The sequence below is a fragment of the Phocaeicola faecalis genome (assembly GCF_021730445.1).
In the GTDB taxonomy this organism is placed as follows: Bacteria; Bacteroidota; Bacteroidia; order Bacteroidales; family Bacteroidaceae; genus Phocaeicola; species Phocaeicola faecalis.
Genome location: NZ_JADNRM010000005.1, coordinates 166241 through 183710, shown reverse-complemented (window position 1 = coordinate 183710; position 17470 = coordinate 166241). Strand labels below are relative to the sequence as shown.

Below are 17470 nucleotides of genomic sequence, written 5' to 3'. Positions count from 1 at the left end.
TGATTTATTCGGCTGCCCATTCTTTAGCACCTTGTTCTTTTAGCTTGGCTGTGAATGCTTTTGCTTTCTCCATGCTTGAAGCTTCCTCTTCAGGTGTAGCATAAGCATGTTTAAAGCCTTTCACGGTATTCCACTCTCCACGTGTAAAATCAGGAATGGCTACGGCTGCACAGTTATTGTCCATAGAAAGTTCGCCCAACTCTGCCAGGCAACACCATTCAGCCAAGTCGTAAACATCCATATCCAAGGGAAGGCCGTTTTGCAGGCAATATACCAATCGGCTGTCCATGATAAAGTCCATACCTCCATGCCCTCCTACTTCTTTTGCCATTTCTCCGTATTTCTTCAATATCGGGTGGCGATATTTGTCAACCAATGCGTCTTGTTCTGCTTTCGGCATGAATCCGTGTGCGCTCAGATTGTCTACCTGGGGCTGTACGCCTGAAGCGGCCAGTTGATCGGCGCTCAGTGCATATCCTTGTGTGGGATACTTATTGGCAAATCCTTTTGTTCCTGTCAATTGATATAAACGGTTATAAGGTTGCGGTGTCATTACATTGTGCTGAATTTCAATTACTTTTCCGTTTTCTGTGCGGATGAGGGTAGTGGTATGGTCGCCGTTGCGGAAATTATTGCAAACAGAATCGGTTCGTTGCTCCACCAATGATTTGCCGACAATCGATTTAGTATCCATGGCTACCAAGGTTTTCATACGGTCACCCCGGTGAATATTCAATGCCTGTGCGACGGGGCCCAGTCCGTGGGTGGCATACACATCACCGCGATGACGCATATTATAATCCAGTCTCCAACCTAGTTTGTCGTTTTCTCCATCTTTCCAATAATAATCCCAGAATTGATCTAAATTGTGGATGTATGCTCCTTGTGCGCGGATTACTTCGCCCAATACACCCTGTTGTGCCATATTCAGGGTGTTCATTTCAAACCAGTCGTAACAACAGTTCTCCAATAACATACAGTGTTTGCGGGTCTTTTCGCTCATGTTCACTAAATCCCAGCATTCCTTCAGGTTCATGGCTGACGGAACCTCGATTGCCACATTCTTTCCGTTTTCCAGAGCACACATGGCTACAGGAAAATGGTGCAACCAATCGGTGGCTACATAAACAAGGTCTATGTCGTCGCGTTTGCAAAGTTGTTCATATCCTTTTTCTCCCGAGTAAACGGCGGCTTTGGGCATTGACGCTTTTTGCAAATACTTCTGGCATTTTTCTGCGCGCTCTTGTTTATAGTCGCAAAGTGCCACTATCTGTACACCGGGAATGTAAGTGAAACGTTCCACGGCTCCGGGACCACGCATGCCCAGTCCCACAAATCCCACACGGACTACTTCCATTTTGGGAACAGTCAGTCCGATGGCGCTTGTCTGGTCTGCCGGACGTTCGGGAGTCTTCACTACAATGGTTCCTTTGTCCCAGCTCCATTGTGTACCGTGTTCGTTGGTTTGCACGGTAGAGGTGGATTGATTGGAGCATGCTCCTAATGTGAAACATATCCCCAGGGTTAATAACTTTAATGTTTTCATGTCTTTGTTTTATTTTTATTAAATACTAGAATTACTTTGTTCTTGCTTCTGTAATCGTGTAAACGATAAAGTAACATCCGTCCGGTTTCGGTTTGAATTGGAAGCGGTTCAGTTTGGTTATACTCCGGCCTTTGTCGATATGGATGTTCTTTATACTTCTACGTTCCACGGTTTTTCCTTTTTCGTTCTTCAATTCGATACTCAGGTGTACAGTGCGTTCGTCTCCCAGATTGAATATAACAGGAGCGATTGAGTCATTCGGTCCATAGACCACATCTACATTGTCACTTGCTGCCCAAATTCGATTGAAAACCTGCTTGTTGGCATAAAAAGCTAATTTGGGTACTCCCATTGCATCTACCAACGGTTTCTGATAAGTGAACATATTGGCGCCCGACTCCAAACTGCACCATGAAAATCCGTCATATCCCAAGAGTGTCTGTTTTTTCATGGACTCCCATGCTGAGAAAGCCTGAAATGCCTGACTGATACGCCACTCTTCCGCATTGAGTTTACGGCCTATGCTGCCTTCTTCGTATCCCCATTCGTAGGACTGTAACTTGTACCAAGGTTCTTTCTTCACTAATTCCCAATTGGGCTGGGCTGCCGATTCTTCATGCTCAAAATTAAAGTAGCATTTGTCGTTGGCTGCCAGGCAGGAAGCTGCCCAACTGTGTGGAGCTTTTCGGAGGTATGACCAATCAGCGCCATATCCTGTATAGGCATCTTGACTCCCGCGAGTCATTAATTTCTCCATTAAAACAGGGGTTGGCGTCATCGGATTACCTTTGTAATCTTTTGTTCCGTCATAGTTGCCGTAATGTGTATGCTGCCAAAAAGAAGTCGGTGAAATTAACCGGCTGGTGTCGGCACTGCTAATTGTATGGAAGATACGCTCCATATAATCGTTGGAGTCGGAGATATCATGTTTCTTGAAGCGGTTGGGATGATTGCTTGCTTCCCACATCACGATGGACGGATGGTTGTAGACTTGCTTCATGAACTTGGGATAACCTTCAAAGTCAACGTTCCACGCTTCTCCTTCACGTATCCATCCGGCTGTCTGCCATAAGAGATATACACCCAGTTGGTCGGCAAACTCGGCATAACGCGGGTCGTTGATGCCGTCTATCGTATCTTTCTCGGCATGAACGTGGATGCGCAGCATATTGCCGTTCATCTTCTTTATCATGAGTAAATCTTGTGCAACCGTTTCGTCGGATACACAGCGATTGGTTTTGGCAATGGTTTCTATCGGATACCGGTTTCCCATGATTTGAGCCCCATTCAGCATCTCGGCTTTATTGTTGACATACAGAGTACCGTTCCTTTGTTCGATGGTTCTGATGCCGGTAGTCAGCATATAATCGTCTATGGCCTCTCCTTTCTCATTTCGCAAGATGACTTCTACCTTATATAAATTAGGCTGCTCGGTTTGCCATAGTTTGGGCTGTCTTATCGGTAGGTTGATAATGATTTTATTGTCTATGGCAGGGCGGATTTCAATGTCCTGTCGGGTAGAGGCAACTTTCTCACCCTCTGTAGGATACCATGAGTAGTAGTTGACTTCCACATTTCCTTTACAACTATAGACTCCGGGGTATTGGAGAATAATCTGATTGGTTTGCATTGCCTGATTGTCGGCAATGGAAGCTGTATGGACAAACACATTCTTTATCATGCACCGGTCGGTAAGTATCAGTTCTGTTCTACCCAATTGCCAACCTATGTAAGGATCTGAAGGCGAGTGTAACATTAAGTGTCGGGCCTTGTATGGTTTCACGCGGACAGCTATCAGATTTTCGCTATTCGGTTTCAGGTAATTCGTTACATCCAAGTCATAAGGATGGCGGTTGTTTATTACGGCTACCGGTTGTCCGTTTATCCATACTTCCCCTCCCGGATCCAGTGTCTCCAGCTTTAGCACGGCACGGCCGAAATCTTTTACATGTACTTTCTTTCTTAGATAATAACTCTCTTCTCTTTCTCTGAGGCCTCCGTGAGCGGATGGAAGATTAACAGTTTGCCAACACTGGTCGTTATATGTTGGATTCTGCCAGCCGTCTATGGGCAATACTTCTTCGAAATCTTCATCCAGAAGAAGACTGGTATAATAAGGAGTATGTTGGTTGGTGCTGTCTGCTGTAAAGTTGAACAGCAGTACATCATCTATAACTGTTTCTCCTTGCAGAGAGGTTAGTTTGATACGATTGATTTCTTGTTCCAAGGTCGTATCTATGGGACATTCTAAAATCGTCTCTCCGTTGACAGTTACGAAAAAGCGGTGATTGGGTATGTCACCATAGATTTCCAACTTTATTTTTGGATCAAAATTGAATGGTGCGGTTTGTTTGTGCCGACCGGATTGTGTCATTATTTTATCTGTTGCCAGCACGATGGACAATAAGGTCTTGTCTCCTTTATTGAAAGCAAGGACAAAGTTAGGGCTCAGTTTATCCAATGTGGTGTTGAATTTAAAGCGCCAGTCTATTTTGCCTACTTCTCTTTCTGTGCTGCCATTATTAAGCTTTAGTCCGCCATTGGCAATAGTGGCTTCCGGCGCACTGGCCCATAGCCTCCATTGCTGCCTCTGTTCTTCTGCTTTTCCCGGTCGATGCCCATATGCCTGCCAATCAGACAAACGCAACGTCCGTCGCACCTTTGTTAATGGTTGTGGTTTTATATTTTGCACTACACCTTGGGCTTCTCCTATAGCCAGCAGTGGTTGGCTCAGTTGCGGATTTCCCCAAAACTCAGCAGAGTAAGCGGCATATTTATTTAAGAAGTCGATGCGTTGGTCGAGATTCATCCATTCGGTCTCCCCATGAAAATCACTATCTCCGTTTGCTTTTGTGTCAGAGGTAATATATCGCATCTCAAAAGTTGCAATACGTTGTGCGCTGACGTGCAATGCAAGTAAGATGAATGACACTAATATGTATACTATTTTTTTCATTCTCTTATAAATTAGCGAACTAAGTTCTTGGTTTCTCCGGCTTTCATTTCCACTTCTTCAACTTTCTTTGTGAATGGGTTAAAGATTTTCAGCTTTCCTCCTTTTTCCGATTGAACTTTGATATATTCCACCTTTCCGTCTTTGTAACTTGCGGTAATCAGAAAAGCTCCCATCGCCCGCATATTACGGAAAGAGGCGTTTTGCCAAGATTCGGGGATGGCGGGGAAAACTTTGATGACCCCGGTATGACTCTGTAATAACATTTCTTGGATGGCAGAGGCACACGCAAAATTTCCTTCTAAGGTGAAAGGGCGGTAGGTAAGGCCGGAATAACCTTTTTTAAGTTGGTCACCATTGAGATGGAAACTATTGGGTGAGCAGAATGCTTTGATGAAGATGTGCAATGCACGTGCTGCAGCATCTCCGTTGAAAACGCGAGCATGGAAGTTGGCTAGCCAACTGTAAGTATACCCACACCAACCGTTTACTCCCATCTCTTCGGTGTGATGAATGGAACGTTTAATTAACTTTTCCATTTCTTTTCCTTGTGAAATGTCTAATAACCCAAAAGGATGGATAGCCAGCATGTTCGACAGGTGGCGGTGACTATAGGCTAGCGGGTAGTTCGGTCCAATAGTTAGTCCGGTGGAGTCTACTGCAAAATCAGGCCACTCTTCGTTTTGTGATTTCCAGTGCTTGGCCTCTTCTTTCAGTCCTAATGCTTCTGCCATATCAGCAGCAGCTTTATTAGTAAATCGGATGCATGCCAAATCATAATTGGTCGTTTCTTTAAACCACGCATCCCAATCATTGTTATTTATTTCAGGCGAACTTGAAATAGGTAATTGTCGTTTTCCGTTTTTATTTTTTACAGAGATGTTTTCAAAAAAGCGTGCTGCTTCCTTTACCCAAGGATAGGCTTGTTCTTTCAGAAAAACCTCGTCGGCAGAATATTGCCATTGTAGATAAAAATGATGAACCAACCAGCCGGCTGCTGTAGGTGAGTGGGAGTATTGATTCCATCCTCCCAGATTCCGTCCATCGAGTGTAGATATACAAGGTACGTTCAGTCCTTCTACATCGAAAAACTGGCGGGTATATGCTTGACCGTTCTCTTTTATCTTCCAAAGCCAGTCTGTAAAAACAGAAGATTCTTCCAGATGATTGGATGCATAGCCCGGCCAATAGCTGAGTTGGGTATTTAGGTCGTTGTGGAAGTCACCGCGCCAAGGTGGAGTTTGTCCGTTGTCGGCAGTCCATACGGCTTGGAGGCAGATAGGGGGAGCGTCTTTACGTGAGGCTGCACCAAACTTATACATTTCAAGATACCATTGGCGTTCCAATACTTTGTCGGGGAGATTGATTTCACATTGTTGCCAATACTGTTTCCACCATTCTGTATGCTCTTTGCGGGCAGTTGAGAAATCTTTGGTATGGTTCTTCATCTGTTTCCCTGCAGAAAGAGATTCGCTATACCAAGTGCCATCTGTTGTGATGCAAAATACACCTTCCATTGTACTGTCATCTATGTACTCCCACTTCAAATCGGTTTCATAAGAGACATCACCATATACTTTCTGACGATAATTGATATGATTTTCTTTGTTGACAATCTTTCCATTTTTATACCCTAACCGAGAAAGAGAGTTATGTTGCTCTTTCTCTCCTTCTTTCAGTTCAAAAGAAGGAGATTGGAGATTAATGGCTATCTTTTCCGGTAGATGAACGAAACGGAAGTAACCTTTCTTATCTACTGCATTCGTAAAAAAATATCCTTTGGTTCCATTCTTCCATGTAATAGTGCAGATGGCTGTCATTACATCCAGGTCTACACTTGCCACTTCACCTAATTGTCCGATGGCAAATTCCAATGCACCTGCAGGAAGCTTGGTGGGTGCAATGTCTTTTTGTGTACGTGCGTCTATTACTTCATATATTGGCTTCATGTCTTTCTTGTCTACTGCCTCGCAGATAGCCTTATAGCTATACTTCGGGCCGTTGAACTCTTTTACCGGACGCAAGTCCCATAAGTCGGCCCGATCCAAGGCCAGGCGTAATTTACCATCTTTCTGATACACAAGTGCCCCCATGATACCGTTTCCCAAAGGAACAGCCTCGTCCCAGCGGTTGGGAAGGGTACTGAAATGCAGGCCGTGCTTTATGGCCGTTTCCTGTTCTACACAGGAGGCAGATGCAAACGGTAAATTGGGTTGCATTAAGTCGGAGGCAGGTGTGGCATATACATTGCCTACGACCAGACCTGCCAGGTATAAAATAGCCATTCGTCGACTCCAATGGTTTGAGTTGTTTTTTTTCATAATAATCGAATTAATAAATGTTTCTATTGGTTTACTTCTTAAAGCACTTCACACGTTGTCCGTCATAACCTACTGCCATGATATAGGCAGCGCCTTCCGGCCAAAGTACTTCCGTGTAGGTTTGTGTTTTGCCCGGTTCGGTGTTGCCCAGTCCCAGCATAGAGATGCGGAGCAGTTTACCATGTGAGTTATAGGTCTCGTAACCTACCACATTTCTCCAGGCATCGTTTTCAATACGCACCAGGTTGTCATGCCGGGTACAACCGGCATTCACCTTATTGGTCTGAAGCTTGGCGCCGTCGCGGAATACCTGCCAGTTATAGCAATTGATATAATTAATCATTTTGTCTGCTTCGGGATATCCTTTGGCAGCAATATATGTTTTCAACTCATCTATCATCTCTTGAGATATTTTAATCCAGAAGTCACCGTAGTCACGGAAATAGTGATTATAGGGTTTCAGCATTCCGGCTTTTTCAAAGAAAGGCAGGAAATTGATTTGGGTGGAATCGCAGAAACTCTGCATAAACTTGATTTGCAACTGACCGTTGGTAAGCTTCTCCTCATTCGGGTAGTTCCGAATGCCTTCTATTACTTTGCCGTAGGCATTTTCCGATTTACCGGCAGCTTGCGTGTAAAGCAGTAATTGCCACATGGGAATTACGCGTACAAAATGGTCGTAGTTTTTCCAGGGGATAGTTACTTCACCTGTTTTTTTTCCGTTATAGTCTTCGTCTTGTACGGTACGGTCTTGTAGTTTAGAGTTGAAATAATCCGGACCTTCCTGAGTCATCCAATTTTTACCTTGACGCACTCCTTCTTCCAGATAGCATTGGAAACGACCTCCGTTCAGTTTCTTATACTCATTGATGCCCCCCAATCTCTTTTCCAGATTGGGAAGGTTGTCCATATTGAAATTGACCCATGCGGAATAAATGTTATTGGTCACTTCGCCTGTACCTCCCCATTTCAAGCCCGGACGTACCTGATTGACGTGGCCCAGTTCGTGCGCAAAGCCCCAGTATCCGAATTTGTCAGGATTAGCCCAGCTACTGAAACCGTCGTGCCAAATAGCAGCTCCGATGTTATCGGCATAGATGCCTCCCTCTACTGGGCGGGCAAATTGATGATTTTTAGGCTCACGATTGAAAAGGATAAGCCCCATTATTTCATGCTCCAGTCTGACGACATCGTCATAAATCCTTGCCAATCGTAGTCCTTCTTTAGGGCAGTCTTTTTGCAGTGTTTCAATGGGGGCTGCTACGTGAATGCGTGGAGTAATGATATCGATGATATCACTTTTTGCGGTAGCCAGCAATTCTTCCCAATCTCGGTTACTATCTCCTCGGCGAATGTCAAAATAGCCACTTTCGCAAGCTTGGGCAAAGTGTATTTTTACTTTGGGGACTTTCTGATAGCTATCGGTGTAATAGGAAATATATCCGTTACCCCGGTTCTTCGTTTCAATCACGTTAATGCCATTTTTCAGCAGATAGGAACTTTCGGGATATTTCTCTCCTTTGTATTGTTCTTTACCAAAGCTTTTGATGATTAAACTGACCGGAGTTTGGCCGATTCCTTGTACAAACAACACTAGCTTTTCTCCTTTTGTAAAGTAGATGCCGGTAGGGTTTTCATAAGGGTCGTAACCACTTGTTTTCAACTCTTTTTTCAAACTGTCAATCGTTTGATAGGGTTCGAAAGTTCCTACGCGATAACGGGTAGTATACATACCTGAAAGTGCGTTGTGAACCAGCAAGCGGGCATAGTCATTGGTGACTGTTTCTAAATGTCCTCTGTTGATTCCGGGATAAAGGTTGGTGCAGAGCGGATCATTGAAATAGTGTGCCAACTCCTTCCTCAGCTCTTCGGCATTTTCTGCAGTAATCCGATCAACGGAACGGTTGGCTTGTTGCCATATCACAATCTCACGGCTATTATTCGAATCTCGTAAAATAATTTTAGCTGTGCGCGGTTCAAGATGATTATAATGTTCGCTGACTGATATCGTGAGCTTTTTGTCTTCTGTGACTGTAGCCGTCAGCCAAGCCGGATATTTCTCTACCGAGCAGTTGGGGCGGTTGGTTAATTGGATGATTGTGTCACAACGATTGTATGTCAGTTTCACCGTATCACTTTTAAGGGTCAGTGAGGCTGCTGTTTGCGCCTTCAGGGTTCCGATAGGAAACAGAGGACCGGTGAATGCCAATAAGATGAAGCCTAGCAATTGTCTTTTGATCATAATTACAGTTTCTTTATTGTGAATGAATAATTGTCTGTCTTTGATAGTCGTTTTGCCTTAAATGACAATCGGTAAATAGTGTTTCCCCATACATTCAAGAGATTAGGATCTGTCAGCTCTATTGGTTCAATAGTAAGATCAAATTTGTTAGCGTCATATTTTAAAGACGCTTTCACATTATTTACTTCAATAGTAACGTTGCCTTTTGTAGAGGTGTGTATTTGCCCCCATGTCATAAAATTGATTTCATTAGGAGCGATAGTTTCTGCTAATTCAAAGGCATCACCTACTTGCAATAGATTACCTTTCATGTTATAAGAACGTACCCAACTCTTTACTTTGGCCTCTGCAGGGTAGGCAGTGGCGATATTAGCGGAAAAACGACCTTTCGAAGCTTTCACGTCAGTAGCTCTAAAGTTCTGGCCTGCTTCTTCTGAAACTCCATTTATCATGGGCAAATTATGATAGTTACTTTGCATCGTCCAAATGCTGTAGCGTTCGCTACTAAATGTTTTGCCTGAATAAACTTCAACTCCTGCATCAATCAATACCGGGGTGTTGTCTATCCATAAAGAAAATGAACCTACGTCATTATGATTATGGCTTTCATTGTTGTGTCCGCCTTTGGTTGCCAAAAACAGATTGTCAGAGGTTGTCAAATAGCAGAACTCGGTTTCAGGATACCAAGTGAACAGGCCGTGTTTGTGTTCTGGAACTGTCAGGCTCAATTCTTTATCTATGGAAAGAGCAGAAAGAGTACGGAAGATATCACGTCCATTCGGACATGTCGAAGTGGAAGTGCGTATAGTAGCTGCCAGCCCTTTCATTTCCTTACTGTTCACACTTTTGCCAAAACGAAAGATAAGATGTGGGGAAGCGTCACATTGTGCTGATGCGTCTGCAAAGTTTACTACCCAGTTATCTCCAACATATGAATGGGATATGTATTCACCTATTCGACGTATAAAGGGGTCTTGGAAGATATCTACCTGTCCCTTTGTTAGAGTGAAAAGGAGGTCTAAATAGTCAAATGTCTTACCCGGAGCATGACTCCAATAATGCGGCCCTTCTTCACAAGCCCCATCTGATTTGATGTAGTTCAAATATTTGTCTACCGATTCCATAGACATATAAACAGCTTTGGCCAGTGTGTCGCGATTGTTTTCCAAAAGCATAAAGCACATTAGGGCATTACTGTTACACCATGGATTCCAGTTGTTGAGACCGCTTCCTTTCTTATAGTTACGTGCCATCCACCAAAAAGAGTTGTCGTTTAGGAAAGTGTCGAGGATACGTACTTGTAATTCGTGACGTAAACGACGGGATATCTCAGGATCAACCTCATTAAAACTGTCTTTCATGAAATAATAAGTCCATGAAAGTAAACTGCCAAGATCACCGGCAAAGAGATCAAATACGGGATTGTCATAAGAAGGTAGTGAACGGTGTGACCGTTGCAGCACTACATGTGCAGAAAGTGCCCATGTGGTCATTTCACAAAAATGGAATGTGCCGTTTATTAGCTGATCTAAAAAACGCCCCTTTCCTTCTGCTAGTTCAGCCATTAACAGAGCTGCCAATGCGTCACAACTGGCCATATATGGATTTTCCATTATTATCCGATTACCACTGCGTTCATAAGCTAAGTAATCAGTAGCTTTTATTATCGGCCATTGATAATCCAATAGTTTTTCTCCTTGACGAATGTATTCGTCTTTAAAGATTCCCAAAAAAGTGTCCCAACCGGAGCGGTCTGTATAGTCAGGATAAGTTACCCATTCTTGATTTAATATCAAGGTTTCTTTTAGTTGGTTGATATCTGCCTGTTTTTGGAGCAGATTGCGTTCCGTGTATGCTGATGTGGTGGTAACGCATAAAAACGCGAAAAATATTAAGAGTATCTTTTTCATTTGTATCTTTTTTATAGTCCTTCGACGAAGGACTGTATTTATAAGTTGCAATTCAATATGGTACCATTTTTTGTCTTTTTATTCATGATAATTTTTCCTTCTTTTTTTAGAATTACTCTGATAGTCTGATTTTCGATTCGTTCTATTTCTATGTCAAAATTAGTACTAAAAGAGCGAATTTTACGGAGAGCCATCTTATTCCATTCTTTGGGCAATCTTGGTGTCATGGTAAAAGAATGAAGTCCTGTTGGGCGGATACCAAATATACCTTCTGTTATGATGCGTCCATACAAGCCACTTTCTGCAGAAAGATGGCGTTGTCCTCCTTCCGGCCAGGCTTCTACTGCATAAGGAACATGTTCTCCTAATAATCGGGTAGCGGAATAATGTTTTAAAAATTTCAGAGTTTTCTCTGTCTCGCCTGTCATAAAGGCTCCACGTAAGGCATACAATGTGGAGCGATCCCAAAAAGTTTTACTGCCGGCTTGTGTCAATAGCCCATTATCCGTCCATAGACGTGGAGAAAAGAGTGCGTCTATTGTTCCCTTGGCACGTCTATTGATACCTACTGTTAACGGAATACAAATCCATGCGCGTAATATATTATTTCCTTTATAATAAGCATATGTATCAAAGCCCTCAACTGTAGCTGCGAAATAAGTATTGATGTTTTTTTCCAATTCTATAGCTTGTTGTCGATATCCGTTGGCTATAGCGTTTCCTTTTCTTAAATCTTCTGCTAGATATGCTGCTGAAAGTAATGCATCGTAATATAATGATGAAGTGCACAAATTGGCATTTCCCGAAGGAAAACGCCCTTCTAGTTCATCAGAGTCGGAGGTGACGACTCCCTCTGTATTTATCTTTCTGTGGCAGTATTCCAGGCACCACTCTATTAGTGGCCATAACTGTTCGGCTTCGTCTTTGTTGCCATTTGCTAATGCATAACGTGCAGCACCATAGGCTATCATTGCTGCATCTCCCCGATCGCCCGCTCCATTCCAATAATCATCACCTTCAGCGATAATGGAACTAGGGATGGGGTCCCATTTGTCATTCATATATCGAGCAAAATGCTTGAATGAATTCATAGCGGATGCTTTTCCATATTGATAGCCTACAAAAGGGAAGTAGGGATTGATATACTCTGCCTGATCATTTGCCCAAATAGCAGCGTAAAAAGATTCTCCTCCGGGTCCGTGCATAGGGCCGCCTTTAGTTTCATAAATACTTTCGCAAGCGCGAATCTTGGAAAAGGCAAACATTTCATTGATGATAAGATCTGGAGTTTCCAGTACAAGATTACCCATTAGTTCGGCCACTAAATTTTTGCGTTTCTTTAATTCTTCTTGTAAATTAGAAGTTGGTAAATCATTCATGGGAGACTTGTATCCTGCAATCGTTGCCGAATAAGTGAAAGTATTACCGGGAGCCAGCGTAACAGATTTTTCTCCGGATGTTGTTAGATAGATATAATAACTTCCATCCACTCCTTGTTCGGGAGCTGTTGTTATTGAATTTTGACCATTCGTCATTTCAATATGAACATTTTTTTTCCCTACATTAGTAAATTCGTAGATTTCACACAAAAGAGGTTGTTCCGTAGATGGGAAATAAACACGTTTTAATAATAGAGAGTCTTCTTGCCCTAGTAGGATTTCACTTTGTACCTCTAAAGTCCCGTTTAAAGTGATTGCTTTTATTTCTTCTGTTATATTACGTCTGTTAATAGTCACCATGTTCAATGGATTCCAGTTTAAACGACGCATTAAACTAGCATGAGTGTCATTGGGAAGAACTCGGAGCATAGGCCAAACCATACTTTTATTTAACTCGAATTTACCGTCTTTATTCATACCATATCTTAGCACTACTGCAACTTGCTTGCCGGCCATTTCGATATGGTCGTGATGTACTTCTCCTTTTTTTATATGCCAGGTAATGCTTTTTTTATCATTATCTATTCCCCAATATTGCTGTGCATGGGTGATTCCTAAGCATAGTAAAGCAAATTGTAATAATATATATTTTCTTATATAGTCTTTCATTGCGTTTTTTGTTTTTTATTCCACTTATTGATATTGTATTAATTATTATCAAAGTCTTTTGCTGCTCATCCGTACCGTCACCTTACCGTCTGTTCCTTTGAACGAACATTCTGCTTCAAGCATTGTGATACCCTCGATAGGTTTTTCTCCCTTATAAGTATTCTTGACCGGATAAGTCTTGAATAATGAATTGTAGATTGTCAATTATCAATCGCCCATTTTAAAGCAATCACCTTTTAATACTTCCCCTTTCGAGGCATCGGCCATGTAAGTGCCGGCTTGCGGTATTTCGATTTCCTTCTTATTGGGTAATCGGATGACCGTGGCTTGATAAGCACTGATGTAACAGATGCCTTTTACTACCACCACTTGCGCTTCCGGGGTATTTTGCAAAACTTGTATGTCTTCGATATGAAACTGTTCTGTTTGTCCGCGGGTGGCTCCCGGCAATACCACATAGACATAAGAAGCGGGGGTATGGGTATCGTGGGTCAGGTAGAGACTATATACTTTGCCTTTTTCCCGACGAGGCGCATACGAACCCATAAAACTGCTCCAATCACCCTCCACCTCTTCCACGCTACTTTTGCAAGTGTCCGCCTGCAACACGATATATCCCGTATTGCCGTGGAAATGCTTTTGCCCTTGTGCCCATTCATTGCTTGCATAGCGGCGTTGGTCTATGGTAGTCACCAACGTGGCAGTGCTGTCAGCTTGTATGCCGCTTCCCATACAAAGTATGAAGTCTTGGGTAAACACCCAACTTTTATAAGCCCGCAGCTTGTTCCTATCCAGCTTCATAGCACTTATTCCGTTTCCGTTGTGACTGATTCCACCCACTTCGTAGCTGTGGTTGCTGCCATCCACCTTATAGGGGTTTGGTATGGGGGCATCGTTCAGATAAGTGGTAATGCCGGGAATCAACCTCCAGTTCCATAATGGGAAGATGTTATGATACTCGTCGCCATTAATATAAGTATAGAGGGCACCATCTGCCATATAATATCCTTTCAGGTTATCTTCGTTTATCAGTTCCGTGCCTATGACCCTCGTGGAAGCCATACGTAGCGATGCCATCCACTTGTCGGTCCGATGCAGTGTATAATCCGAATCACCGAAATGCTTATGCCCCGCGAACCCGCCTTTCCCACTATTCTGTAACGATGTTTCCGTCACCATCTGTTTGATTTTTCTGGCAATTTCTGCATCGCTTCCTTTTATTAACGACAATGCCGTGAACCTCAGCCAAAATGTCTTGTCTATGTCGGCATTGCGGAATAGCTGGCGGTTCAAAGCGTTTACATCCCAATATCCCCGCCACGTAATCCACCGATACCCTTCCAATAACAAGGACGTAAGTGTTTCTTGCTGTTGGGGCGAGAAAGCCAACGGCGTATGTGCAAACACCGCGGAGTAAAGCCCCATGCTACTGAGAAACGCCAGCCCGTAATTGCCAAATTGTTGTTGAGCACCATGCTGGTGAAAGCTCCAGTCGTCTTTTATGCCCTCTTTCTTTCCGGTTACTATTTCACCGGCAATGGCGTTTCTTGCCTCTTTCACCAATTCCCAATCATTTTGCAGCAAAGCCCTTATCAACACGTTACCGGCAAGCCATACCTTGTTTTGCCCGGTTCTTCCTATCCGGGCCTTCAGCATTACTTCTATTGCCGACTGCTTTTCCGCCTCGCTCATTTCATCTTCCATCAGCAAAAAGGTTGCCCCCAAGGTGCGGGGAATGCCGATTTCGTTGTACCACCAATTCAAGCATACCGGCTTTTTTGCAAACCAGAAGTTCATTGCTCCATGGATGGCGTTACTTAAATCTTGCTTTTGCCCGGCAGTAAGTTCCGCTTTCTTGGAAGAATAATATTTAGACAGCAACAAGATGCGGTTGGCATGTACCTGTGCATTCCATCCGGAGTGCTTGCGGTCTTGATAATTGATGTCCTTCCAAGAGCCGTCAGGTTGTTGTTCTTTGATGTATCGTTCTACTTCATCCTGCGAAGCAGGGTACATCTGTTGCAACTCCACTATGTTTTGGTCTGACACTTCTTTTTCTGGTTCTATGGCAGCAAGCTCTGTAACAAGTTGTTCCTTTCCATCTTCCAAGCCTATGATAGTGGAAATGTAGTTCCTCTTAATATTTTGGATAAAGCGGCTGTTTGAAGCCTGCACTGTTGCCTCTTTCTTCTTTCCGAAACAGTTCCCATCAGCATGATGGATAGCCTCTATCGTGAAATCCGTTTTCGCTCCTTTCGGTGAGATAACCACGGTTTCCCCTTTCTTCAAGTCTATCTTGAAAGCATTGTTTCCCAAAGCGGTGACTTCGTAATCTCGTTTCCCCTCAAACTGAGGATTGGGCATATCAATCACCACCACGCACGGCTCTCCGGCACGGCTCTTGAGGAGGGCAAACTCCGTCTTGCCCTCCTTGCGCGAAGCCGTCACCAAGAAAGCCCCTTCGGTACGCAAGTCACGGAATGCCACGTCGCCCCAAGCATCGGGCACGGCGGGGAAGATGCGTAACTTGCCTCCCCAACTTTGCAGTAGCATGTCATGAATAGACTGCACTCCTGACAAGGGGGTCTCGATGACAGGACCGGATTCACGGTAAAGTGTATTCACGGACATGAAGTTCATCTCACCAAAATTGTCAAACAGTTTATTTAAATAATCTAATGCATCATTACCCTTTCCTAAAGCAGCTGCAATAGACGCCCCTCCTGTATAAGAGTAACCACGATGTGCAGCAGGTTTGCTTTGCCAATATTTCAATGATTCGTCTATTAATTTGTATTCTTCAGGATTTTCCCTGTTGATAAGATAGAGTGGATAGGCTGCCAGCAGATGGGAATAGTGGCGGTGCGAGTTGACATAAGGTACTCCATGTCCTATCATGAGTCCTTCTCCTTCTTTTACAGGGTACGGAGTAAGGTCTCGTAATATCTCTTTCCAAACAGGAATTAGTTCATCCTCTATTTTCAATCGTTCGGTAATCTCAAGCAAGGTTTTACATCCCCAATTAATTAAAGCAAGATTGAAATTACAGTCCTCAGCATTGCCATATTCAGGTGAATAGGTGGAAGGAAGATGTAACTTTCCGTCTTTGCCGCGATAGAGGAAGTGGCGATAATGATTGGTAGCCTGTTTCAATAATGGAAAAAGTTTATTACGCAGCAAGGTATCGTCCATTTTATGACGATAGATAAGCCACAGATTATGACAAGCCCAATTTAGCAAACCTATCTGTGCACCTTTATCCTTACCCGGATCAGAGACTTCTTCTGAAAGGCAGTTCAAATTAGAGGTACAAGCAATGCCAAGTGCATCTTCCTGATAAGCAGCGGGTAGATTCTTTTTTAAATTATCTGTATGATTGTAAAGTGCATTTTCCAATGAAGCAGCCAAATCCAGATGATTGGATGCGTTCAATGCCCAATAAGTAAGTTGCACATTCAAGTTCCACCAGGCATTGGGCCAAGGAGTAACAGCAAGCCACGGACCGCAATTATCAATCAAGGCACGGTCGCCACGGGTAGCACTGCCCAACTTATACATTTGTGCCCAATAAAAATTTTCCTTTTGTACATCGGGCAAAGTCAGAAAACTTTTTGGATAGAAGGCATGCCACCATGCCCGGTGTTGTTTTTGCAAATTCTTGAAACCGGTCTTCATGGCTACGGCAAGATTCTGTTCTGCTTCTTGCATCGCAGTTGATTGAGGAAAACTATGTGTAAGGGTAATATAATAAGTATGCGAGGTCTTTCCCGCTTTCTCTCTCCAAGCAACCGCTGTCTCGCCTCCGGCATTGAGCTTTTGTATGGAAAGCCCCGGCTCAACTAGAGGCTCAGGATTAAGTTGATAATTGTCAACTCTGAACCAGCTTTCTTTAGTCTTTGAGAAAAGATAACGGGGACTTTGTGCATCGGCAGGTATCCATTCCCAACGGAAATCCTGTTCACCTTCACTGGTCCGTACATCTACCAGCATAACCATCTGGTCAGCATGAACCAGAGCCTGCAGTTCGATAGTTCCTTGGGTAGTATTGATACGAGCGGTAGTTTCGGCATTCCAAAGATCTAGACGCATAGTGCCGTTCAGAATTTTACCTTGTGGACGGAGAGCGAAATGTCCGGTGAGTAAACGGGGAGTATGGAGACAACCACGTCCCGGACGATGATCTTCTACATCACAACGTCCCGTTTCCAGACGAATATAATTCTCGTCCGGTTCTTTATATATCATCAATCCCAGCATACCGTTTCCCATGAAAGCAGATTCATACCAGTACTCCGGTAATGTTTCCCATATCATGTCCTGACATTGCATAAATGATGGCCAGTCAATTTTATTTTTTACTTTAACTGATTTGGCAGTTATACATTGCCCCGCCATTAATAGCCCAAGGCAAATGAAAAGAAGTTTTCTTAAATAGTTTTTCATGCTTGTT

At 43.4% G+C, this 17470-nt stretch carries 8 protein-coding genes; all 8 read right to left on the bottom strand.

Features of this window, described 5'->3' with window-relative positions:
- Positions 1 to 4: 4 nt before the first annotated feature.
- Genes IR173_RS08025 through IR173_RS18130 form a run of 8 tightly spaced genes read right to left on the bottom strand, consistent with a single transcriptional unit; the run spans position 5 to position 17463 of the window.
- Positions 5 to 1546 (bottom strand): Gfo/Idh/MocA family protein, encoded by a 1542-nt coding sequence (locus IR173_RS08025; protein ID WP_237039132.1) that lies wholly within the window; start codon positions 1544 to 1546, stop codon positions 5 to 7.
- 31 nt (positions 1547 to 1577) lie between these two features.
- On the bottom strand, positions 1578 to 4502 hold the full coding sequence (locus IR173_RS08020; protein WP_237039131.1) for a glycoside hydrolase family 2 TIM barrel-domain containing protein: 2925 nt from the start codon (positions 4500 to 4502) through the stop codon (positions 1578 to 1580).
- Between the two features lie 11 nt (positions 4503 to 4513).
- Positions 4514 to 6820: a glycosyl hydrolase family 95 catalytic domain-containing protein gene (locus tag IR173_RS08015; protein WP_237039130.1), complete on the bottom strand. Its 2307-nt coding sequence runs from the start codon at positions 6818 to 6820 to the stop codon at positions 4514 to 4516.
- Between the two features lie 31 nt (positions 6821 to 6851).
- Positions 6852 to 9062 carry a M60 family metallopeptidase gene (locus IR173_RS08010; RefSeq protein ID WP_237039129.1) on the bottom strand — a complete coding sequence of 737 codons (2211 nt, stop codon included), beginning with the start codon at positions 9060 to 9062 and terminating at the stop codon, positions 6852 to 6854.
- Between the two features lie 2 nt (positions 9063 to 9064).
- Positions 9065 to 10972, bottom strand: coding sequence for a heparinase II/III domain-containing protein (locus IR173_RS08005; protein WP_237039128.1), 1908 nt, complete (start codon positions 10970 to 10972; stop codon positions 9065 to 9067).
- Positions 10973 to 11010: 38 nt separating this feature from the next.
- Complete coding sequence (locus tag IR173_RS08000; RefSeq protein ID WP_237039127.1) at positions 11011 to 13020, bottom strand: glucosidase family protein; 2010 nt, start codon at positions 13018 to 13020, stop codon at positions 11011 to 11013.
- 48 nt (positions 13021 to 13068) lie between these two features.
- Positions 13069 to 13224, bottom strand: coding sequence for a hypothetical protein (locus tag IR173_RS07995; protein ID WP_237039126.1), 156 nt, complete (start codon positions 13222 to 13224; stop codon positions 13069 to 13071).
- Positions 13225 to 13227: 3 nt separating this feature from the next.
- Positions 13228 to 17463 carry a polysaccharide lyase family 8 super-sandwich domain-containing protein gene (locus IR173_RS18130; protein ID WP_317207932.1) on the bottom strand — a complete coding sequence of 1412 codons (4236 nt, stop codon included), beginning with the start codon at positions 17461 to 17463 and terminating at the stop codon, positions 13228 to 13230.
- Between the last annotated feature and the right edge of the window lie 7 nt (positions 17464 to 17470).

Coding starts and splice junctions, on each gene's coding strand:
- IR173_RS08025 (WP_237039132.1), bottom strand. CDS start 1,546: ATGAAAACATTAAAGTTATTAACCCTGGGGATATGTTTCACATTAGGA.
- IR173_RS08020 (WP_237039131.1), bottom strand. CDS start 4,502: ATGAAAAAAATAGTATACATATTAGTGTCATTCATCTTACTTGCATTG.
- IR173_RS08015 (WP_237039130.1), bottom strand. CDS start 6,820: ATGAAAAAAAACAACTCAAACCATTGGAGTCGACGAATGGCTATTTTA.
- IR173_RS08010 (WP_237039129.1), bottom strand. CDS start 9,062: ATGATCAAAAGACAATTGCTAGGCTTCATCTTATTGGCATTCACCGGT.
- IR173_RS08005 (WP_237039128.1), bottom strand. CDS start 10,972: ATGAAAAAGATACTCTTAATATTTTTCGCGTTTTTATGCGTTACCACC.
- IR173_RS08000 (WP_237039127.1), bottom strand. CDS start 13,020: ATGAAAGACTATATAAGAAAATATATATTATTACAATTTGCTTTACTA.
- IR173_RS18130 (WP_317207932.1), bottom strand. CDS start 17,463: ATGAAAAACTATTTAAGAAAACTTCTTTTCATTTGCCTTGGGCTATTA.